The organism is Bradyrhizobium guangdongense, assembly GCF_004114975.1.
In the GTDB taxonomy this organism is placed as follows: domain Bacteria; phylum Pseudomonadota; class Alphaproteobacteria; order Rhizobiales; family Xanthobacteraceae; genus Bradyrhizobium; species Bradyrhizobium guangdongense.
Genome location: NZ_CP030052.1, coordinates 761,786 through 782,694 on the forward strand (window position 1 = coordinate 761,786; position 20,909 = coordinate 782,694).

The following is a 20,909-nucleotide window of genomic DNA, read 5'->3' on the forward strand; positions in this document are numbered from 1 at the left end:
TCTGCTAGCCTAGTGCTTTGCAGTGAGTCTCGGACGACGATGGGGAATTACTATGGTCTACGCAAGGTGCAACTGTGGTGCAGTCATGCTCTCGCTCCCGGAAGAACCGTCCAAGATAGTCGTTGCTTGTCACTGCATCGACTGTCAACGTCGAACAGGTGCGCCGTTCGGCGTGGGAGCATATTACCCCGCGGAGGTTGTTACCGTCTCAGGAACTTCAAAAGAGTTCGCACATGCCGCTGCAAGCGGCGGGGAAATGCATAACTATTTTTGTCCGCAGTGCGGATCAACGGTCTATTGGAAAGTCACCAGCTTGCCTTCGATGATCGGTGTTGCAGTCGGCGCGATGGCAAATCCAAAGTACCCAGCTCCCGGCATATCGGTTTTTGAGAAATCGAAACACGACTGGGTTCAAATTGAGGGTGCCGTAAAGCACTTTCGGGAAAACTACCACCCGGAAAATTCAGGCTGAAATCTCGCCCCGCGCCGACGAGGTGATTGACGCGTCGAACTTGCGGTCCGAGGTCGGCCACCGCCTGCTTAAACCAATCTTCGAGCAGACGAGGGTCGGATTCGATCCACTTGCCTTCCCGAAGAGCGAGCCGGAGTTCGTCCTGATTGAGGCGCTCGTATATCTCGTCATCGAGCGTCTCTGCATCAAGAAACAGCGCGCTGTCAGCCCGCTTGGTCAATGCGGCGTCCTCGGCCAGCCGAACGAACTCCTGATCCGGGATCGCGTACAGCGGAAGGTCGATGTAAGCTTTGCTGTCGAGGACGACGCGGACGCATTTTTTGGCTCGTCTATCCAACGTCCATTTTCGTTTTTCGCAGAGCGGCGCAAGGACCGTCTCGACCAACCGGTAGTAACCTGCGGCCGCGATCACGGGGTTTCCCGTCTTGGCGAGAAACGAGACCGGAAGGTAAACGCCATCGTCGTAATCAATCTGCTGCGGCGGATGTGCCGGATCATTGAGCGTGCGATACGCGGGCGAGGCACTACCCTGCATACGGAACTTCAGACGCAATCGAGGTTCGGTCGCGCCCTTCCGAACGGCAGTCGTTTCCATAACCAAACTACGATCCGCGAAGCGTTGCCAATCCGAAAATCCAGCCTTAAGCGTCTCTCGGATCTCGTCACGTGCCTTGCGGAGCTTTCCCTCGCGCGGCTCCGGTACCGTGAGCCGGGCGAGATAGTCGTTCTCGGTCGCCGCGTCAGTGAATGCGCGATGCAAGTTGAGTAGAGCCATTATCACCCCCAAATCGAGCGGAATATCAACAAAATGTGGTGGGCTGCTGCCCAGACACGAGAGGTGACGTGAACAAATAGGGTCCCGCCGGAACGCGCCTTCTTTCCCAGTTAAAAATGCGAGAGGATTCGGTCTTCCGGTGGGCAAGCCGTGGTTTGTAACAAAACTTCAAAAAAATATAAGTGATTTCAATACGATCTGGCAGAGAGAGTGGGACTCACCCCCTTTCGGGGTCGCGGACCCCTTGTTTACAAGCCTAACCTTCATTTTCAGGGGTTCTTGTACGGCCGGTCCCACACCGAGGTGCTCCACCATGTCGAATTTCAAGATGCCCAAGCCGATCAAGCGACCGACCTCCGAGAACTACTGGATCCGCAAGAAGGTGCCCCTGGTCGGCAAGACCGAGCTCTGGGCCACTCTGGGGACCAAGGACGAACGCCAGGGCCAACATCAAGATCGGCGCCGTCAACGTGGCCATCGAGGCTCAATGGGCCCGCCTGCGTGACGGGGCTGCCCGGGCGGCGAACTCGACCGAGGTAAGTGGCGACCCGCGCCAAGCTCAAGAAGCCTCTGTTCTACGATCCGGAACGTCGTCGCGGCGGAACGGTCAGGGCATCCTCAATTCCACAAGCTCGCGGAGCGGATCGGCGAATGGGTTCACGGTCCCGGAATCAACATACCCTACGACGTGAAGCCCAACCACGGCTGGCGCCATCTGTTCAAGAGCGTGGCGAGGCACGTCAAGATGGACCGCGAGGTCGAAGGCTTCATCACCGGCCACCGTCCCAAGGACTCGAACGCGGGCAACGACTACGGAGACTGCTGGATCGAGACGATAGCGGCCGAGATCGAGAAGTACCCGCGCTACGACATCGCCGCTCTTGATCATCCCCCGGTGCCGCACAAGCGCCGCGGGCGGACCAACTTCGACGTCGCGATCGCGAAGGTGGCGAAGGAAGGGCGCAAGGCAGCACGCGCGAGCCGGAACTCTGGTGCTGGCTAGGCGACAGAGGAGAGCGGGTGGATGGGGCAAGCGGAATTCGCTTCCCAATTTCCGGATTTCTCCGGGCAGGAGTAGCGGATAGTGAAGGAACTGGGGTAAAAACGACCTGTGATGTCGCAAAGCTGTCCACCTTCGCCGGAGTACCCGCCGATCAAGACCGCCGATCTCTACCTCATCGGATGCGGAATCCTGCCTGCGCGAGACGTCACTTTGGAAGCGCTCTCGATCCTGCGTCAGGTGGTCTCATATACGACGCTGCCAAGCCCCAATCTCCGGTCGTTTCTCGAAAGCAACGGGCTTGATTTCGTCAACATCGAGCACCTCTACGAAAAAGGGAAAGAGCGAGCGAAGATTTACGCAGATGTCGCCGCCCATATTTTCGAAAAGGCGACCAGGGAGCGTCCGGTCGCGTATTTGACCTACGGGCATCCGATGTATCTCGACGAGCCCGTTCGTTTGATGATAGCCGGCGCACCGGCAAGAGGTCTGCGGACGCACGTCGTACCAGGTGTCTCATTCGTCGATTCCATCATCGCACGATTGCCGCTTGTGGTCGGCCCGGCCGGCTTCCAGGTCATCTCGGCCGATCCCTTGGTCGAAGGCACAGCCTCGATCAATCCGTGGCGATCGACCCTCGTCGCGCAAATCGGCAGCTTTCGGATCCCCACCGCAGACGGCGAGCAGGCATTGGCTCCCGCATTGCTGGCACCATTGATGGAGCGGCTGCTCGAGCAGTATCCCGCCGACCACCGCATAACTTTTTGCGACCTCGATGAGAGCGGCGCGGAGCCGCTGTTTCTGACCGTTCCGCTTTGCGCTTGGAGCCTGGCGGCGGATGGGGTAAATTACGCGACGACAATCTACATTCCGCCGATCGACCCCGCCAATGGCGGTCGCGAGAACGGCTTTTGAAACGGGACGTTTGCCATGACTACCGGCCCACTTGAGCGCGTGCTCGCCAGAGCGAAGGAGTTGCTGCTGACGGCGCCCGACGATTGCGCCCGTGAAATCAGAGCAATGCCGGAATTCACACAGCTGTCATCAGCCGAGCGGTCGGCTGTCGCGCAGTTGCCCGTGCGCGAGATCGCCGGTTTCCTGGCGACCGCCGATATCAGGCGTGTGGCGTCACGGAAGGCTGCGCAGGCTTGACGCAGACAGGTGAGCCCGAACAGGACTCACCCCCGCCGTACCGCGAAGTCTACGCGGCGGCGATTATGCCGTTCTTGTACCAACCCAATATTCATGAGTTTGGGGGATGCGGGAGCACGAAGCACTTCACGCGAGTAAAGTCTGAAAAAAAGACGGCCAAGGCAGCGACGTCCCCCCAGCAGACGCCCGAAGCGGCGACACCAAGCTGGGTCAAGGCATTCGGCAAAGCTAGAGACAACATCTACAAGGCGCAACCGGCTTGGCGCGAGGTCACTCAGTTCAGCATCGAGGTGCCGATCGAAAAATTCGACCTCTATAAACAAGAGCTTGAAGAGAAGCCTGATAGAGAGGAGGCTAAAAAGCCGCGGAAATTTCCGATTGAGAATCCTCGCTTCAGGGCGATCGTTTCACTCTTCCCTGGGACGGGCGTCGGCACGATCGCCTTCTGGCTGAAAATCGGGTCAATCCATGCGTGCGATGCTTTGCAAGCGGTTGACCTCTTCAAGCTGACCGACCCCGCTGCGGCTTTCGGCTGTCTGAAGGTGGCTCACAGGTCGACCCCCTTTGAGCAGGTCTCGGACCTTGCAAAATTTTACCTGCAGATGTTCCGGGAAGAATCTCCGGCCTTATTCACCGAGCCCCCCGAGCGTCCTGCGGTTCATCCCGAGCTGCGACGATGGAACGAGACCTATAGGCAAGTCTTGGAACGTGCCCGAGCCTACTGGGCCAGATTTCAAGAGAAGTATCCGGATCTTTCGCGCGACTTCAAGGAACCAAGTCAAGAGGGTGATGAACAAGACCCGTCTTTCTCCTATCCTTTCTTGTACGTTTCCTCCGTCGCGGACACGAGAAATGCGGCCGACCTCAAAGAGGGGAAAACAGGGCAGGAGATCGTTTCGATCAACAACCGCTACCGCCTCTTGGACCAAACCATTGCGGCCTCCGAGGTCGAACAGGCGTTCGAGGCCAATCTACTACAATACGACTATGGGGTGATCCTGGTCTCGCGTGCGAGCACGGTCGAAATCCATGCGGAGATGCCGTTCTCAAGGCCGAAGGCCGGGCAGACGGTGCAAGACTCGATTCTCGACGACCTCTTCCAGTTGATGCTCCTCGCCGAGGTCCCGGTCATGCAGTTGTTTTCGCTGCAGCACGTGAATTTACGACTAGGGAGCGATCTCGAGAACGTTCGGACCGAGTTGCATCCTAGGACTTGGCGTAACCCGCTCGCTGTAGCCTTAATTTCGCTGGTGGCTCTCTTTGTTGCAGTAGTCATCATTTACGCATCTGTGCGGGCATCGTGGCCGCTAACACTTTTGAGATGGCCAGCGAGGCTTTTGGAAGTTTGCGCTTCCATCCTCTTCTGGCTGTCGATCTCGGTGGTCGCTTTCAGCTTAGCAGAACCGCTTTGGCAGAATTTGCTGCAAAAGCGGAAGTTCATGAACTTGATCAGCCGCTTCGGCACTGTGTGGGTAGCCGGTGAAGTGATCTACGGTCGATTCAACGATGCCTACCAAAGCGCGTTTCCGATCGCCCAACTGACGAAGAGTTACGAACAGAAGCAGGCGACACTCGATTCGCTGCTTGAGTCCGGGTTCCGTCTATTCGTTACGGTCGTAGGCCTGCTGGTCGGGCTGTTCACTGCGCTTGTTCGATGAGCACAAAGGCGCCGGTCTCGTCTCAGCGAATCCTCCTCGCCGACGATGGCACAGAAAGCATCTTCTCGGCGCCGGAACGACCAAGCTCGCTTACAAAGCCGCACGCCTGATCGCCTGGGCAGACGACACTGGAGGCTCTTGCGGAGCAAGGGGTCGACCGCGCGCTCGACCTCGGTCCGGGACACGCGCTGGCCCAGATGATGCAGAGCACATTCCCCTCGATCCGATGTTATGCTTCCGACGGATTCCACAGCATCAATGGTCTGCGCGACTGGATCGCCTTCAGGAAAGCGATCTCGTCCTCGGACGCTGTCTCGCAGACGTCGATGTACCCAGGATTTGGACCGACCGTCGCTGCCGTCGCTCCCGCGATAGCCGCGCCTCTTGAGTAAATCCTTGAGATCGAACGGGGATTGCTCCGCCCACACCCGCAGCGTCGGCTTGCGGGCGGTCCCGAGCAGGAGCGCGAGAGCAGGCTCTCCTGTTGTCGGCAGGTCGATCGAGAGGATTTCCAATAAAGCGTGGCAATCGTCGACCGCGCGATGCGCATGGTGGAAGAGGCCGGCACCGTTCAACAGGTAGCCGAGACGCGACCCCTCGAAGCCATGCTTCCGCCAGTCGACCTCGGTAGCCGAGCATCCCCAAGCCTTCGTCTCGAAGACCGGCCAACAGCGCGCCGCCATCTCTGCTGCGAATTGCGCCAGCCACGGCAGATCATACCGCGGTTTCATGAAGAGCGGCGATTTGCCTGTCAATCGGCCTGCAAATTTGACCCCTCATCGGCGTCCAATTTTGACCCCTTCGTGCGGCGGGCTTTGCTGGTAGCGCTCGTCTCGTCGGAGCTGGCCGGGATAGCGGAGGCGAGACGAGCGCGGTGGCGTGATCGTCGTCTCGGCTCTTGAACCGCCAGCTATCGTTGCCGGTTTCGACAATGTCGCAGTGATGGGTCAATCGGTCGAGCAGCGCGGTGGTCATTTTGGCGTCGCCGAACACGCTCGGCCATTCGCCGAAGGCGAGATTGGTGGTCACGATGACGGAGGCGCGCTCATGGAGCCGGCTGACGAGGTGGAAGAGAAGCTGGCCACCGGACTGGGCGAAGGGCAAATAGCCGAGTTCATCCAGCACGATGAAGTCCATCCGGGTCAGATGCTCGGCGAGCCGTCCTTGCCGTCCGTTGCGGGTCTCGGTCTCGAGGCGATTGACGAGGTCGACGACGTTGAAGAAGCGGCCACGGGCACCGGATCGGATGCAGCTTCTGGCGATGGCAATGGCCAGGTGGGTCTTGCCTGTGCCGGTGCCGCCAACCAGCAAGACGTTGCGTTGTTGGGCGATGAAGCCGCCGCCAGCGAGATCATTGACGAGAGTCTGATTGATCGGCGTGCCGTCGAACTGGAAGTCGGCGATGTCCTTGGCCAACGGCAGCTTGGCAATGGTGAGCTGGTATTTGATCGACCTGGCTTGCTTCTCGTTGATCTCGGCGTTGAGCAGGTCGCCGACAATGCGCTGAGGTTCGTGCTGGCGCTTGACGGCAGTTGCCATGATCTCGTCGAAGGCAGCCTTCATGCCGTAGAGCTTGAGTTCGCCCATGAGGTCGAAGATTTGGGTTCGTTCCATCAGATGGTCCTCCGGAGGTTGTCGTAGCGGGCACAATCGGCGATCGGCGCATGACGGAGCGTCAGTGCGGCCGGCGTCATGATGTTGGCCGGTGGGGCGGGTTCACGTTGACGGGCCAAGATATTGAGCACGACATCGGCGGAATGGACGCTGTGACTGAGCGCTTCGGCACAGGCCGCTTCCACCGCGGGCAGACCGTCAGTCAGCACCGCGTTGAGGATGTCGATCATTTGCCGATTGCCATCGTCCGTGCTGGCAAGTTTGCGCCGGATCCGCTCGATCGCGGCCGGCAGCACCCAGTCTTTGAAGGGAGCACCGTTGCGCAAGGCGCCGGGTTTGCGGGCGAGCACCGGCACGTAATGCCAGGGGTCGTAGACGGTATCGCCGCGGCCAAAGGATCGCGGGTGCTCGGCAACGATGCGTCCATCCTGACGGATCACGATGCGATCGGCATAGGCTTGAACCTCGACCGGCCGTCCGACTGCGCTGGCTGCGACCGAGTACTTGTTGTTGTCGAAGCGCACCAGGCAGGTCTTCGAGACCGATGCCGTCACCGCATGGAAGCCGTCGAAGCGGCCAGCATAGGGAACGAGTTTGGGGCGTTCGGCTTCGAACACTTCCCAGATCGTCTGATCGACCAGCTCCGGATGGCGATGAGCCTTGGCGTAGGCGATGCATTTGTCGAGCAGCCAGGCGTTTAACTCGTCGAGGTTTTTGAACCGCAGCCGCGGCGTGAAGAAGCGTTCCCTGACCAGCCCGACCTGGTTCTCGACCTGCCCCTTCTCCCAGCCCGACGCTGGCGTGCAGGCGACCGGATCGACCAGATAGTGGCTGCACATCTGCAGGAAGCGGCGATTATAGAGACGCCCTTTACCGACGAAGATCGTCTCTACGGCGGTCTTCATGTTGTCATAGATGCCGCGGGTGCAGGTGCCTTTGAACAGCGCGAACGAACGGTCGTGGGCGTCGAACACCATCTCCTGCGTCTCCCGCGGATAGGCCCGCACGAACAGCATGCGGCTGTGACAGAGCCGAACATGGGCGGCCTTCACCATCACCGTGGTGCCGCTCAGCAAGACCACCTCGTGGCTCCAGTCGAACTGGTAAGCTTCGCCTGGGGCAAAACTCAGCGGGACATAAGCGGCTGCGGTCGATTGCCCGCGTTCCTTGCTCCAGCGCCTGGCGTAACGCCGCACCGCATCGTAACCGCCGTCGTAGCCGCGGCGGCGCAGCTCTTCGAAGATCCGGATCAACGTCAGCTGTTCACGAGCCGGTTTGGCCGCGTTCGCCGCCAGCAATCCGTCAAGCTCTACTGCCCATCGGCCCAGCTTTGGCCGCGGCTGCACCTGCCGCTCGTACTCGAAGGAGGTCTCTCCCGACCTCAGCACCTTCCGGACCGTGTTCCGCGACACCTTCAGGTCACGGGCGATCTCCTTGATCGTCTTGCCCTTGATGAAGTGCTCGCGCCGGATCCGGGCAATCGTCTCCACGATCAGCATCCCCCACCACCTGCTTCGTTCCAAAGCAGGCAGCGCAACAGACCAATCTGTAGGGGGTCAATTTTGGACGCCGATCCCCCGGCTTAGGGGGTCAATATTGCAGGCCGAATGACAGTTTGAGGCCAAGCTTGATCACCTTGCACCGAAGAGCGACACGGCGAAGGCTTTGCGTTACGCGCTGCGTCATTGGAACGGCCTGGCGCTCTACCTTGATGACGGGCGCATCGAATTGGACACGAATGCTGTCGAGCGTGCGATGCGGCCGATCAAGCTCAACGCCAAGAACTCCCTTTTTGCCGGTTGCGACGAAGGTGCCGAGAATTGGGCATTGCTGGCTTCGCTCATTGAGACCTGTAAGCTCAATGGCGTCAGTGCCGAGCACTGGCTCGCTGACGTTCTCGCCAAGCTCGTCAATGGTTGGCCTGCGGCGCGGTTGGACGAACTGCTTCCCTGGGCGTCGACCTATACGATGCATACACTTGATCCGAGGCTGGCGGCATGAACCTGAACACGACCGCGGTCCGGATCAAGGTGACCCTCAAGGATGTGAAGCCGGCGGTGATGCGTCGCCTCGTCGTACCCGTCACCTTGCGCCTTGATCGGTTGCATCTGACGCTTCAGGAGGCATTCGGCTGGACGAACGGTCACCTCTTCGAGTTCTTCGCTGGCGATGTTCATTGGGGAATTCCTGATCCCCACAACGATTACGGCCACCAGCCCATGGATGCGAGCAAAGCGCGCCTCTGCGACATCGTTCGCGAGACCGGCGCCAAGACGATCCACTATCTCTATGACTTCGGCGACAGCTGGGACCATGTGATCAAGCTCGAAAAATGGTTCGAGAACACCACGACGGAGGGACTTCCCTTCTTGCTCGAGGCCGCCGGTCGTTGTCCTCCGGAAGACGTAGGCGGTGCGCCGGGTTATGCCGAATACCTCGAAGCCATCAGAGACCCCGCCCATCCGGACCACGAACATATGCGCCTCTGGGGCCCGGGGCGGTTCGATCCCAACGTCGTCGACCGGAAGGCGCTCGAAGCCGCCGTCAACGCGTTGTCCGACATATGGAAACCGCGGCGGCGCGCTACGCGAACAAAATAGGCGTCAAGCGCCATTCAAAAGGGCCGCAGAGCTACACTTACCATGAATCCGAAGGTAATGCTGTTCGACGAGGTCCTGCCGCGCTCGATCCGGAAACAAAGAAGGAGGATCTGGTCACCATTCGCGATCTCGCCGCAGAAGGCATGACCTGCATTCTCGACACCTACGAGATGGGCTTCGCTCGCGAAGTGGCGGATCATGGCTACTGCACCGATGGCGGCGTCATCGTCAAGCACGGTGCACCAAGTTCGATCTTGGGTACGCCACGCGAAGAACGGACCCGGGTATTTCTCGATAAAGTACTGGGTTGATCTAACCGCCGCAGTATGAAGATTCAGGAAACGCCGGTGGCGTGAAGGAAAGTACGCTTTCCGCGCCAGCAATAGGAGCGCTCACCGACTCCTACGGCGCTGCACCATGAGCGCCTTCTTGGTGTTAGAGATATGTGCTTCGAGAAGATCGACGGCCTTTTCAACGTTCCCGGCGCGGCAAGCTTTTAAGATATCCACATGCTCTTCTTGCGGCGTTTTCTTGCCTGACGCCATAGAGACTTGTGCCCGGACGAACAAGCTCACCTGCCCGTAGTTGCCTTCGATAAGAGACAGCAATCTAGGTAGATTACAGGGGATATAGAGGGTTTCGTGAAACTTCCAGTTCATCTCCGCCCATTGAGCGGGGTCGCTTTTCTTGTCGTATTCCACGAGAATACGTTTGGCCTCATCAAAATCACTCTGAATCATATTAGGAATGGCTAGACGCAACGCGCGGCACTCCAGCGCAATGCGAATTTCCATCAATTCGATCACCTCGGCCGAAGTGAATGAGACTACCTTGGCGCCCCGATTGTTTAGGAGCGTGACCAGACCCTCCGCCTCGAGGTGTCGCAAGGCCTCCCTTACCGGAATGCGGCTCGTTCCGAATTTGTCCGCCAATTCCTCTTGGCGAAGCTGCTCGCCGGGGGCGAATGTCCCAGCAAGAATGTCAGCCCGGAGAAGCTTTCTCACCGTCTCAGTCGCCGAAGGCCTTTGTTGATTGTCCAGTTCTGTCACAAACTTCGCCTCAAATGTATCCTCTTTGCCGAAATTATATACAAAAGGAGGACGAAAGCAATTCGCTCACCCGAACATCAAGCGTTTCTGGGCCTTCCGACCTCCGTTGTTCTCCCTAAATACCCACCACCAGCAGATGTTGATTCTGACAGATTGTATTGACTACTCATCCAGAAGGCTATCGACTTCCGACCACTGCACAGTTTCGAGTTTCATCAGCATATTCCAAAGATCCCTGGCTTTCGGCTTTCCAACAGAAAGCGCTGCACACGTTTCGAATTTTCGTCGGAGCCTTTCAGGCGGAGCCGGATATTGATGGTTGCCGACCGCCACGCTTTGCCGCTTGAGATGGATCTTCCCCGACTTGTGAACCGCTTCGATTTCGGTAAAGGCGGCTCCTTTGGTATAGACCTTTTCGAACTGCTCCTTGGTTGACAGGTCGGGATGAACATAGGCATTGACTTTGCCCATGCGGCCGCGGATCTCATTTCCGGCAACGGACTGGTCGGAAAAACTCCCAAGCGTTACGTCGCCATGCGCCAATGCCGCCGCTATGCAATACGGGATGCTGAACCTCGCCTGCAGTGCATCTTTCGGATCGTTGTATCGCATTAAATTCAAAGCATGGTAGCTGACGCCCACATTGATGACCTCGAGGTCGTCCGCCACGATTTCGCCACTCGCAATACCCTCCGTTACAAGATCCAGGGCCGGATGTACAAGCGAGCATGTCGGATAAAGCTTGGGGTTATTGCGGATGAGTTCGAGGGATAGGCCAAGATCGCGGATTGCTTCGTCCGCGTTCAGCTTTTCTGGATCTGTAAAGAGATCGAAAAACCCCTCGTGCCCCTCGATCGCATTAGGGCTTGATCGCATTCCGGCCTTAGCAAGTTTGGCGGCAAGGACGCCGTTCTGCGCTGCGAATCCTGCATGTAGCGGTTTGGTCATGTATCCGAAGTTTTGACGTAATCCAGATGCAAGCGAGGCTGCAATTCCGAAGGCTTCTAGCATGAGCTTGCCATCAAGCCCCAACAGGTTTCCGGCGGCAGCGGCAGCTCCGAATGTCCCGAGCGAGGAAGTTGTGTGCCAGCCACGACCATTGTGTTCATAGGTTACGGCGATGCCGAGACGGCCTTCCATCTCGACACCGGCCGCATAGGCCGCAATGATATCTGCACCCGAAGCTGCCAGTTCGTCTGCGAGCGCAAGGATAGCGGGCAATACTGGGGCGGATGGATGCCCCACCATCGCATAATTACCGTCGTCGAAGTCATGCGCATGAGCCATAGCGCCATTGGCCAGAGCAGCATTTCGAGCTGTCGTTCGCAGCGCAGTATTCCAGACACGTGCCTTTCCTGGTTCTTCGGCGAAGAACCCGCCCATGACTCCCGCAACTTCCTCAGCTTTCGCCGCTAGGGCAACAGACAACGTGTCGGCAATGCCCCTCTTTGCGGCCTCGACGGCGGCAGCGGACATTGATTCGAACTTCAGCTCCGCGCAGAAGTCAGCAAGGATGCGGCCGACTTCCGGTCGCTGCTTTTGAGAGTCTGACGCTCTTTTCGCGTTCATTTTGCTTCCTTTTGCTTATCTATCGATTATGCCGACCAGACGTTTTTGTCCGGCCAATTCGGTTCGAGCTCGATTGGCATAGGTCCGCCATTTTTCAAATCGCGCCTTCGGTGCGCGGCAGCGCGATCCGGCCGCTTACGCATCCAGTTCGGCGAGAATTCGCCGTACACTTTCGAACCTCCCAATCGTCTTGCGATCCCAAATCTAACTTTTTCTTAGTTCGACACTCCGTCGATACGCAGCGCTGGTTGCAGCGCGTACTATCTTGGGAAGGGCCCCCTCACGCTCCATTTCGATCACGCCAGCCTCAGTGGTCCCTCCCGGACTTATGACGGCTCGCTTGAGCTCGGAAGGCGAGCGCGGATCAGCTGCTAACATCGCCGCCGAACCCAACATCGTCTGCGCAACGAGCAACTGAGCGAATTCTGTATCAAAATCCAGCCTCGCCAGCCGCTTGCGCCGCTGCTCAGCAAAAGCGAAAATATAGCGAGGCGCGCAGGCGTAGAACGGCATAGCCTTGTCAATCAATGCCGCGTCCACCACCCATTCAAATTTGCCGACTGGCGCGAAGACTTGCTCTACGGCCGTTTTTGCCGAGATTGGAAACGTCTGCCCGGTTACGCCGAGGCTCGTCCCTTGACCAACAAACGCAGGAAGGTTGGGCATAACGCGCGCCACTCTCGCACTGCCGCATACCTCCATTAATCGCCCAAGCGGCATGCCGGCCATAACCGAAAGAACCGGACTCTCGGCCAGCAAGCGTCGATGTCCATCAGAGAAAGTTGCAACATTCTGCGGCTTCACCGCCAATACGAGCAGATCGTAGCCTGATGATGAACTCGGAGCGTCCGGCAAGATTGATACGCCTTGAAGACCACGCACAGCGTCTTCCACTCGGCCGACATCCGGATCAACCAAGATCAATTTTAAATTAGGTAGTGCTTGGCGTACTCCTCGGATAAGAGCCGAACCCATATTTCCCCCGCCGAAGAACAGCAGTCGAGTGGACTCCTTCATCACCACCATTTCCCTATCCTGCTGGTCCAACTTTGAGATCAGGTTGCATCTGCACCGGCACGGAATTCCTCGTACATTGCCGTGCCACGCACGCCGACGAATCTGAATGGCTCGGGCGGCAGCCATCCGGGACGGCCGAGCGGTCCAGTCACCGTTTCTTGTGCGACTTTGCCGGCGACTAGTTCGGCAAGACGGCGCCCCAATGCGGTACCTTTCGCGACACCAGAGCCGTTATAGCCGGCACTTATAAAAAGCCCCTGCTCCAGCTCTCCCCAAAATGGAGCGCCTCCACGCGTGACGTCGGTAACTCCGCCCCATACGTATTCGAAGTCGATATCCGCAAGATGCGGATAACGACGGCGAAACCGATCGAGCAATCTTCGTCGGATTACGCTCTCCTTGAGCTCGGCCTCATAGGAATAGAGGCTGCGGATCATACAGCGTCCGTCGGAAAGTCTACGAAGGGTGCTACCACCGGCCCGTTGGGCCGACGTCATGCCCCATTCCGGAAGACTACCGAGCAGACGTGCCCTGTTGCCCAGCCTTTCCGTCACGCCCACATAAGTAAATAAGGAAACCAACCGATCTTTGCCGTATCCCAGCAGCTTAACAAAGGCATTGTTGGCCAGGATGACGTTCCGCGCGGATATCCGCGCCTGCGGACAAGTCAAGTGCCAACGCTCACCTACTTTTTCGATGTTGCTGACAGTGGTTCCTTCATGAAAGACAATGTCAGAAGGTAGATGATCTGCCAGACCGCGCACGAGCGCAGCCGGCTGAAATAGATGTGTAGACTCGGATCGAATGGCCAACCGATAAAAGCATGTGCCGGTTAGCTCTTCCAAAGCATCTTGTTTGTAAACCGGAAGCGTGCGGCCCTGTGTCGATGCGCTCTCGCTCATTCTCAACAGAGCCGCAGCGGCTCGCTCGCTTACAGCGGCCTTGAACGAACCGACCTGTCGAAGCCCGCAATCGATCCCGTACCGGGCCACGAGGTCTTTCAGCCAAGCCAAACCCTCGGCATCAAATACGGCTATGACGTTCTGTTTGCTTAGAGCATCGGCTGAGGCGTCAGCTCTGCTGGCCGATGCCATACTCACCGTTGGCAGATCGCTGCCAGAAAAGCCGGAATTCCGACCTGAAGCATTCTCGCCAACTGTTCCGCCGTCAATGATGAGAATATCAGTTTCGGGTTCCAGCTCTTTGAGCCTTCTTGCAACAGCGAGCCCAGTGAAACCTGCGCCTACAACGGCATGATCGACGCTCAGCTTTCCGTTGAGGGCGGGCCGGCAAATGCGAGGCGGTAGCATCGCGTTCCAACCGCTTCGCATCTGATACGTGCTTGCGCGATACATATCCGTTCTACTGTGCGAAAGCCGGCTGGCGTTTGACGCTCGACAGCCGGTTGAAAGTAAAAGGAGAAGGATCGACGATAGGTTTTTCGGAAGTAACCAGATCAGCCGTCAGATGCCCGGCCGCAGGACCAATCCCAAAGCCGTGACCGGAGTACCCGCTACTGATAAAAAATCCCGGAATGGTGTCCACTGCCCCAATGACCGGCTTTGTATCGGGCATGACATCGATCAGGCCGGCCCAGGTTGCGGCAACTCTCATATTGGCGAATACGGGAAACTCGCGACTGATATTACGCTGCGCCTGACGAAGATCGTATAGTGATGGCACGGGATCCAGGACACGTGTCTGTTCAAAAGGCGTTTGTTCATCCATGCGCCAGCGCGATTTCTGAAACAGCTCCGCAAGCGTGCGCCGCCCCAGACGCAGCCGTACATTGTTTCCACCAGTCAAAATCATCGGCAAATAGTCGACGAGATAGCGGAAACTGTCGGGCACGATTTCCGTTCGATTCCACGCGCCGTAACCTATGGTGAACCCTCCATCGTGCCGAGTGCGGATCGAAAAATCGGGGCCCTTGATCGACGTTTTTGGAGCCCCTTCCAACGGGTACGCTCGGACAAGGCTCGACATTGTCTTGAGTTGCGGCAACCGCAAACCCATATTGTTACAAAAGAGCGAAGACCAAACTCCGCCCGCCAAAACAACTGCTTCGCAAGATACTGGCCCGAGCTCCGTCACAACGCCACAAATGCGTCCCGCCCGGGTTTCAATTCCTCTCACAGCGCATGACACGACAATCTGCGCGCCGAGCGCCCTCGCCGCGCTTGCGTACGCAGCAGCTGCCAATGATGGCTCCGCCCTGCCGTCATTGGGAGAATACAGGCCGCAAGCCCACGGTCTTGACGCGCCAGGCAGCAAGGCTCGCAATTCAGCCCCTGAAACGATGCGAGCAACGATATCGTCGGGACAGGTGTTGGCGAGCCAGCTTTCACAAGCTTCTGCTTCCTCGTCGCGCTTGAATACCGTCAAAATACCCGTCTGTTTAAAGCCGACACTTTGGCCTAGCTGCCGCTCCAGATCGTTCCAGATTCGCAAACTTTCCCGGATCAACGGCATTTCTTGAGCGTCGCGCTTTTGAGCGCGAACCCAACCCTGGTTGCGTCCGGATTGCTCTGCTCCGATAAGTCCCTTCTCGCAAAGCAAGGTTGGAACCCCTCGCTTGGCCAGGTAGTAAGCAGTTGAACTGCCGATAATTCCGCCCCCTATCACGATCACTTTGGTTGAAGCGGGCAGTTGGGACATGACGAACCAGCAAAAAGTCAGGGCGAGAGACTTGGTGCATACTTAACTTAGCTATTGGATACAATCAACCAACTTCTGCGTCGAAAGGTGAGAGGGCGCTTGGATCGTACTCAAGATCAAAGCATTGCTTCGGGTTTTGGCGGAAAATCGCTTCGCGTGGGAACAATCCGGCTATCAATCAGGCGATGCACACGACGCAGATCCTTAGGCCCCCGATGTAGACTGCGAAGCGACGCCAAGTTGTCAGCGTCTGCCCGTACACGGCGGCCATGATGACGCAGATATTCGATCCACGTTGGCGAGTAGTAGCTTTCAACCCAGACGAGTGGCCGTTCAATGTCTCGTAACAAGGCCCAACGACGGGCCCAGTCACGCAAACGGATACGACGCCGTTCTCGCATCAGCTCAAGAAAGCGAAGAGTATCCTCGTGGGCAATTTCATACTCTATTAAGACCAAGACCGGCCCCGAATCCGGCTTGATCTCGACCATAGGCTCGGGCGCTTGGAATGGTCCGATGGGATCGAGATCATCGCCGGACAACGCGTGAAGCGGATATTGAAAGCCCAAGACCGCTCCGATCATCATTACGGTCCCTGCCGCCACGAAGGCGATCGAAAGACCGTGTGAACCTGCAACTTCGCCCCAAAGCCAGGATACAAGGGCCATCCCGCCGAAAGTCGCGGTCTGATAGAAGGAGAGCGCTCTTCCAACCACCCACCGTGGCGTGACAGTTGCACGGTGACGTTGAATAAGGACAATGAAATGACCCAACAGGCACCGGCGACAAGTAGTGCGATGCAGCTAAGGGGCATCGAAGTTGAAGCGCCCAACAAGATGAGCGCGAGCGCAAAATTCGCGAAAGTTGCGCGAATGACAACCTCGTTATTGAACTTGCGGACAATGGCAGCGTTTGCCAAGCCGCCGCCGATCGCACCGAAGCCAAAAGTGCCCAACATCATGCCGTAGGTTAGTGCCGTTCCCTTCAACGTGTCTCGTGCAACCAACGGAAGCAGAGCCAAAACGACGACACCGGCCAAGTTGAAGATCGCCGTTCGTAGGAGAACTCTCAAAAGATGGGGAGACACCCTGATGTAACGAAGGCCGGCACCAATCGCTGCTCCCACATGCTCGGGGGGAGCTCCGGCTTTGGATAGTGCGGCTTCCAATGCAAGAGCGCGCCTATCAGCGGCAGTGTGAGAAGAACATTCGCAGCGAACGCCGCGGCGGACCCTGCCACTACGACGACCAATCCGCCCGAGGCAGGGCCAACGCTGCGCATCATGTTGAAGCTGAGCCCATTCAAACCGACCGCGCCGGCAACATCTTCCTTTGAGATGACATCGCCTATCGAGGCTTGCCACGCGGGATTGTACAGCGCGTTGCCACAACCGATTAGAAATGTAAGGGCGAGAAGAAGCCAAGGATCCAGAACATTGAAGCAGATAGAAGTCGCGAGAACCGCGGATACTAACACCATGCCACCTTGTGCCATGATCAATATGCGACGACGACTATAATTATCCGCCAGCGCACCCGCTATCATCGAGAAGATCATCACGGGAAGGGAATTCATTGTCTGAACCAGCGCCACCATGGCCTGCGAACCCATCATAGTGGCCATGACCCAGCTGGCGCCCACCGACTGCACAAGCGTCCCGAGATTCGACATCATCGTCGCGATCCAGAGCGATCGAAACGCCTTTTGCTTTAATGGAGACAGAAACAGGGGAACCGGCACAATTGTCTCGGTGATGCTTTTGGCAACACTTGTCGCCTTCGCGATATCAAGATCGCTAGTCCTCCGCCAAACTGAGAACGCGCGCCCAATTGCGCGCATCGACCGACAGCATTCCGCTTTCATGCACCGCTTGGCGACGCCGATAGCGGTTATCGGCCGGCATGCGAGTTGATCCTGCGTGTTTCAATTCCGCTATTAGCCTCTCCAACTGTCCCTGGAACGAAGCATTCCCGCCAGCACCGGGATCAAGGGCCAAAATGAATTGCCCGGCATTCGAGGTCTTCGCCCCAGGAAAGTTGGAAGAACAATCTTCAAATCCGAAGGTGCCGCCGGAGAGTGCCGCCACCAGAACCTCGGCCATAAAGGCAAGCGACGCTCCTTTTGCTCCGCCGAACGGCAGGAGCGCCCCCCCGTCCAGTATCGCCGCCGGATCAGTAGTTACGTCTCCGTCCCTGTTAATTCCGACCCCTGAAGGAACGGGTCTACCAGCGGCAGCGTGCAGCAGGATGTCGCCGTGCGACATGATGCTCGAAGCTTGGTCCCACACCAAAGGCGGCGCGTTTGTCCTTGGACAGGCAAATGCGATCGGATTGGTGCCGAGCGTCTTTCGCTTACCCTGCCAAACAGCCATATGGCTGCGACTGTTCACCATCGCAATTGAGATCAGACCGGCGCGCGCCAGGGGTTCCACGTCCTGCCACAAAGCACCAAAATGATGCGAATTGCGGACAAACATCGTCGCGACACCTTGGCTCCGAGCCATACCAGCAAGACGGTTCGAGAAGGCGCGCGTTGCTTGTTGAGCAAACCCGTTGTCAGCCTCAACCGCCAAACAGCCGGGCCGCGTCTGCTCGCAAGCCGGTTTAGCTGCAGTATTAATCCAGCCGCTGGATATGCTTGAGACATAGCCGGGCAAGCGATGGATCCCGTGGCTTCTACTGCCGTCGATTTCGGCGCCGGCAACCGTTTCGGCAATGATTCGTGCGATGGGTTCCGACAGTCCCGCTCTGCGCAAGGCCGAAGCTAATTTGGGTTCGAGGATCTCTAGCGGGATCTGAATTTCGTCGTCCGCTACGGTCAAGTGACGCTCCGCGATGAACGCTGTTCTATTCGACAAGCTCTGTCAGTGGCGTCACTTGTCCACCGCCTCTCTCAATCGTGTCGCGCAAAGTCTTGGCAATCTCGACCGAGCCAGGCGTATCTGAATGAACCAGAATGCTTTTCGCATCCAACTTGATTCGTTTTCCCGTGATAGCTGTCACCGTGCCGTCATTCAAGAACTGGCTTGCTCTCGCGGCGATTTGATCGAGATCGTTGATGACTGCTCCCTGCTTCTTTCGCGAAACGAGCGAGCCGTCTTCCTCGTAGGCCCGGTCGGCATAAATTCGTCCAACAGTCCGCAACCCGATCTTCCGCGCGTAAGCTTGCCAAGGGCTGCCGGGTTCTCCCGGCACGATGATGTCGGGATCATAGGCTTTGAAAGCATCGAAGATGAGCTGAAGATATTCCGGTGTTTCGCGCGACATCATGCCAAAGACGCCATGCGTACCGGCATGTGTCACCTTATAACCTTCAGCCTTGGCGATCGCCGAGAGAGCGCCCAACTGGTAAAGTGCGTGTTTCCGCATATCGTGGGGATCAATCTTCATCGGAACACGACCGAAGCCTAGTAGATCGGGCAGGCCGACATGCGCTCCTAGCGCCACTCCCCGCGCTCTCGCCTGCGCCGCCATGTCGGTCATGATGACCGCATCACCCGCGTGAAAACCGCAGGCCACATTCGCGGACGAAATCAGCGCCATCAGAGCGGCGTCATCGCAAAGCCGCCAACGCCCGAACCCTTCTCCGATGTCAGAATTGATATCGATTTTCATCGTTCGCCATCCCTGCCTCGGTTTCTCGCGAAATGCGCGCTGGTACGCCGCCGTTGTCGGCCGTCGCTATCAGGCAACCCAGCCTGTCCAAATATTTCACGATCTCAGATAGAGCCTTACGCGCTTCGGTTACCGAACATTCCACGAAACGGAACACGCTGCCTGGCCGCGCTTGGGCGACGCGCCAGAGATCGGCTTCTATGACGTAACCAATTTTCGGATAGCCACCCGCAGAGTTGCCGTCGACCAATTGCACGATAGGGCGCCCGCCTGGGGGCACCTGGATCACCCCGGGCGTGATCGGACATGATCGCATTTCTCCGGGGTCGGTACGCATCAGTTCGGCGCCATCCAATCGATAGCCCATTCTATTGCTCTGAGCGGAGACCCTCCAGGGATCACGCCAGAACGTTTGCTGCGACCTAGATGTGAAATCATCATATTCTCCGGCACGAACGACGCGGAGAACAATATCGTCCTGCTCCGCTAATGCGTGAAGTCCGCGTTCGAGAACGTTGTCGGGCGGCAAGACGGAGAGTTCGGGTTGCGGCTGCGCACTCTTTTTCAGAGCGCCTAGCTTGTCGCCTACGCGAAGCATGCGCCCTTCCAGGCCACCAACGCGTTGCCTGAAATAGGTGCTGCGGGATCCCAGCACCTCGGGAACGTCGATGCCTCCGGGCACACAAAGATAGGCTCTAAGCCCCATACGTGCCGGTCCAATCGCCAGCTCGTCGCCCGGCGCAACCGCGAAACGCGACCATGGTGCGACTTGACGTTGGTTGAGAACGGCCTGACAATCGGCCCCACACAGTGCAACCATGATTTGCTGATTGAACAGCAACCGCATGGGACCCATCTGGACCTCAATTCCGGCGGCCTCAGTGGAATTTCCAAGCAAGATGTTGCCCACCGATAGAGCGACCCGGTCGGCCGCTCCCGTTCGGGCAATTCCATGGTGACGTTGCCCTATCCGCCCCAAATCCTGCACAGAATTCAAGGGAAGCGTTTGAAGCACTTCGATCATGTCTCAACCCGTTCGATTCGGAAACGAATGCAGTCTCCCAGGTCAAGAACGTTGGGCGGCGTTTTGCTGAAGTCGAACGGTATGGGCGATGCCGGTGCATGTCCGAGTGCGTACCAGCCGCTTGGAACGAGCGAAGGCTCCTCCCCCGGCTTCAACGGCGGTCCAAGAGACGTCTGCGCTCCCGCCATGCTCAAATTTGGACCATTGGGTACCATTTGAGGTTCAGGCCGGCGTGGCAGGTGCAGCCGTCTATCCAGTCCGAAGAGAAAGCCGAAGCCTGGACCCGTTCCAGGCGCAAAGACAGTGTAATTGCCTGCCGAATGCAATTCAGCCACCCTGCTCGGCGATACTCCGAGACGATCGGCAACTTCGCGCAGGTGCCGACCTGCAGCTCCCCCGTAAACGATCCCGATTTCGAGTGTGCGGCCATTACCGGACCAAGCGGTCGTTCCATTCCATTCCGCCAAAAATCTCATCGCCAAAGGCTCGGTGTCCGTTGTCAAAGGGTCGACAACGATTAAGAGGCTGTTCAATCCCACCTGCGCGTCAGTCACCTCTTGCCAATTCCGGACCGTTCTATCCAACGCCCAAATGCGTTGCTGCGTTTGCAACGAAAGTGGCCCTTCGGCATCGAGCAGCAGAGCCGAAGCACCGCAGTGACTGACCCTCGGTGCATCAAGAACCACTAGCTTTGCGCACATGCCCGT

17 protein-coding genes and 6 pseudogenes are annotated in these 20,909 nt (G+C 57.8%); 9 read left to right on the forward strand and 14 right to left on the reverse strand.

The window, feature by feature from the left end; translation table 11 throughout:
• The first annotated feature begins 52 nt into the window (after positions 1-52).
• On the forward strand, positions 53-472 hold the full coding sequence (locus X265_RS39245) for a GFA family protein (RefSeq protein WP_128929601.1): 420 nt from the start codon (positions 53-55) through the stop codon (positions 470-472).
• Between the two features lie 52 nt (positions 473-524).
• Here the strand turns inward: X265_RS39245 and X265_RS42030 are convergent.
• Positions 525-1,247: pseudogene (locus X265_RS42030) on the reverse strand (CBASS cGAMP synthase); the annotation flags it as partial.
• Positions 1,248-1,560: 313 nt separating this feature from the next.
• Here X265_RS42030 and X265_RS39255 point away from each other — a divergent pair.
• The 5 genes from X265_RS39255 to X265_RS39275 all read left to right on the forward strand — a co-directional run bounded on the left by X265_RS39255 (position 1,561) and on the right by X265_RS39275 (position 5,057).
• Positions 1,561-1,752 (forward strand): hypothetical protein, encoded by a 192-nt coding sequence (locus X265_RS39255; RefSeq protein ID WP_128929603.1) that lies wholly within the window; start codon positions 1,561-1,563, stop codon positions 1,750-1,752.
• 240 nt (positions 1,753-1,992) lie between these two features.
• Positions 1,993-2,250: a hypothetical protein gene (locus tag X265_RS39260; protein ID WP_128929604.1), complete on the forward strand. Its 258-nt coding sequence runs from the start codon at positions 1,993-1,995 to the stop codon at positions 2,248-2,250.
• Positions 2,251-2,361: 111 nt separating this feature from the next.
• Entirely contained in the window at positions 2,362-3,162 is an 801-nt protein-coding gene (locus X265_RS39265; RefSeq protein ID WP_194408521.1) for an SAM-dependent methyltransferase, read from the forward strand.
• 15 nt (positions 3,163-3,177) lie between these two features.
• On the forward strand, positions 3,178-3,399 hold the full coding sequence (locus X265_RS39270) for a hypothetical protein (protein ID WP_128929606.1): 222 nt from the start codon (positions 3,178-3,180) through the stop codon (positions 3,397-3,399).
• Positions 3,396-5,057 (forward strand): hypothetical protein, encoded by a 1,662-nt coding sequence (locus X265_RS39275; protein WP_128929607.1) that lies wholly within the window; start codon positions 3,396-3,398, stop codon positions 5,055-5,057. The genes X265_RS39270 and X265_RS39275 overlap by 4 nt, the downstream gene beginning before the upstream one ends.
• A gap of 280 nt (positions 5,058-5,337) precedes the next feature.
• Here X265_RS39275 and X265_RS41845 read toward each other — a convergent pair.
• The 3 pseudogenes from X265_RS41845 to istA form a co-directional block, all read right to left on the reverse strand.
• Positions 5,338-5,737 (reverse strand): annotated as a pseudogene (locus tag X265_RS41845) (3'-5' exonuclease); the annotation flags it as partial.
• A 211-nt stretch (positions 5,738-5,948) separates the two neighbouring features.
• Positions 5,949-6,671 (reverse strand): annotated as a pseudogene (gene istB, locus X265_RS39285) (IS21-like element helper ATPase IstB); the annotation flags it as partial.
• Between the two features lie 8 nt (positions 6,672-6,679).
• Positions 6,680-8,170, reverse strand: a pseudogene (gene istA / locus X265_RS39290) (IS21 family transposase); the annotation flags it as partial.
• A gap of 115 nt (positions 8,171-8,285) precedes the next feature.
• Here istA and X265_RS39295 point away from each other — a divergent pair.
• The 3 genes and pseudogenes from X265_RS39295 to X265_RS39305 all read left to right on the forward strand — a co-directional run.
• Positions 8,286-8,672, forward strand: a pseudogene (locus X265_RS39295) (IS66 family transposase); the annotation flags it as partial.
• The gene (locus X265_RS39300; RefSeq protein ID WP_128929609.1) at positions 8,669-9,271 is read left to right on the forward strand and encodes a plasmid pRiA4b ORF-3 family protein; all 603 of its coding nucleotides are present in this window, start codon (positions 8,669-8,671) and stop codon (positions 9,269-9,271) included. The pseudogene X265_RS39295 and the gene X265_RS39300, both read left to right, overlap by 4 nt.
• Positions 9,235-9,582 (forward strand): ATP-binding cassette domain-containing protein, encoded by a 348-nt coding sequence (locus tag X265_RS39305; RefSeq protein WP_371746379.1) that lies wholly within the window; start codon positions 9,235-9,237, stop codon positions 9,580-9,582. Before X265_RS39300 ends, X265_RS39305 begins: the two co-directional genes overlap by 37 nt.
• A gap of 81 nt (positions 9,583-9,663) precedes the next feature.
• Here the strand turns inward: X265_RS39305 and X265_RS39310 are convergent, their stop codons facing one another.
• The 10 genes and pseudogenes from X265_RS39310 to X265_RS42500 form a co-directional block, all read right to left on the reverse strand.
• Entirely contained in the window at positions 9,664-10,320 is a 657-nt protein-coding gene (locus X265_RS39310; RefSeq protein WP_128929610.1) for a GntR family transcriptional regulator, read from the reverse strand.
• Between the two features lie 162 nt (positions 10,321-10,482).
• Positions 10,483-11,889: an MmgE/PrpD family protein gene (locus X265_RS39315; RefSeq protein WP_128929611.1), complete on the reverse strand. Its 1,407-nt coding sequence runs from the start codon at positions 11,887-11,889 to the stop codon at positions 10,483-10,485.
• Positions 11,890-12,093: 204 nt separating this feature from the next.
• Entirely contained in the window at positions 12,094-12,915 is an 822-nt protein-coding gene (locus tag X265_RS39320) for a pyrroline-5-carboxylate reductase family protein (RefSeq protein ID WP_164933845.1), read from the reverse strand.
• A gap of 29 nt (positions 12,916-12,944) precedes the next feature.
• Positions 12,945-14,261, reverse strand: coding sequence for an NAD(P)/FAD-dependent oxidoreductase (locus tag X265_RS39325; RefSeq protein ID WP_128929613.1), 1,317 nt, complete (start codon positions 14,259-14,261; stop codon positions 12,945-12,947).
• Between the two features lie 7 nt (positions 14,262-14,268).
• Positions 14,269-15,564 (reverse strand): NAD(P)/FAD-dependent oxidoreductase, encoded by a 1,296-nt coding sequence (locus X265_RS39330; RefSeq protein ID WP_128929614.1) that lies wholly within the window; start codon positions 15,562-15,564, stop codon positions 14,269-14,271.
• Positions 15,565-15,680: 116 nt separating this feature from the next.
• Positions 15,681-17,427: pseudogene (locus X265_RS39335) on the reverse strand (MFS transporter).
• A complete protein-coding gene (locus X265_RS39340) occupies positions 17,360-18,385 on the reverse strand; it encodes an Ldh family oxidoreductase (protein WP_164933844.1) in 1,026 nt (341 codons plus the stop codon). Before X265_RS39340 ends, X265_RS39335 begins: the two are co-directional and overlap by 68 nt.
• 25 nt (positions 18,386-18,410) lie before the next feature.
• Entirely contained in the window at positions 18,411-19,178 is a 768-nt protein-coding gene (locus tag X265_RS39345) for a LamB/YcsF family protein (RefSeq protein ID WP_128929616.1), read from the reverse strand.
• Complete coding sequence (locus tag X265_RS39350; protein WP_128929617.1) at positions 19,156-20,202, reverse strand: 5-oxoprolinase subunit C family protein; 1,047 nt, start codon at positions 20,200-20,202, stop codon at positions 19,156-19,158. The genes X265_RS39345 and X265_RS39350 overlap by 23 nt, the downstream gene beginning before the upstream one ends.
• Entirely contained in the window at positions 20,199-20,903 is a 705-nt protein-coding gene (locus X265_RS42500) for a carboxyltransferase domain-containing protein (RefSeq protein WP_128929618.1), read from the reverse strand. Before X265_RS42500 ends, X265_RS39350 begins: the two co-directional genes overlap by 4 nt.
• Positions 20,904-20,909 lie beyond the last annotated feature (6 nt).

Coding starts and splice junctions, on each gene's coding strand:
- X265_RS39245 (WP_128929601.1), top strand. CDS start 53: ATGGTCTACGCAAGGTGCAACTGTGGTGCAGTCATGCTCTCGCTCCCG.
- X265_RS39255 (WP_128929603.1), top strand. CDS start 1,561: ATGTCGAATTTCAAGATGCCCAAGCCGATCAAGCGACCGACCTCCGAG.
- X265_RS39260 (WP_128929604.1), top strand. CDS start 1,993: ATGGACCGCGAGGTCGAAGGCTTCATCACCGGCCACCGTCCCAAGGAC.
- X265_RS39265 (WP_194408521.1), top strand. CDS start 2,362: ATGTCGCAAAGCTGTCCACCTTCGCCGGAGTACCCGCCGATCAAGACC.
- X265_RS39270 (WP_128929606.1), top strand. CDS start 3,178: ATGACTACCGGCCCACTTGAGCGCGTGCTCGCCAGAGCGAAGGAGTTG.
- X265_RS39300 (WP_128929609.1), top strand. CDS start 8,669: ATGAACCTGAACACGACCGCGGTCCGGATCAAGGTGACCCTCAAGGAT.
- X265_RS39305 (WP_371746379.1), top strand. CDS start 9,235: ATGGAAACCGCGGCGGCGCGCTACGCGAACAAAATAGGCGTCAAGCGC.
- X265_RS39315 (WP_128929611.1), bottom strand. CDS start 11,889: ATGAACGCGAAAAGAGCGTCAGACTCTCAAAAGCAGCGACCGGAAGTC.
- X265_RS39320 (WP_164933845.1), bottom strand. CDS start 12,915: ATGGTGGTGATGAAGGAGTCCACTCGACTGCTGTTCTTCGGCGGGGGA.
- X265_RS39325 (WP_128929613.1), bottom strand. CDS start 14,261: ATGTATCGCGCAAGCACGTATCAGATGCGAAGCGGTTGGAACGCGATG.
- X265_RS39330 (WP_128929614.1), bottom strand. CDS start 15,564: ATGTCCCAACTGCCCGCTTCAACCAAAGTGATCGTGATAGGGGGCGGA.
- X265_RS39345 (WP_128929616.1), bottom strand. CDS start 19,178: ATGAAAATCGATATCAATTCTGACATCGGAGAAGGGTTCGGGCGTTGG.
- X265_RS39350 (WP_128929617.1), bottom strand. CDS start 20,202: ATGATCGAAGTGCTTCAAACGCTTCCCTTGAATTCTGTGCAGGATTTG.
- X265_RS42500 (WP_128929618.1), bottom strand. CDS start 20,903: ATGTGCGCAAAGCTAGTGGTTCTTGATGCACCGAGGGTCAGTCACTGC.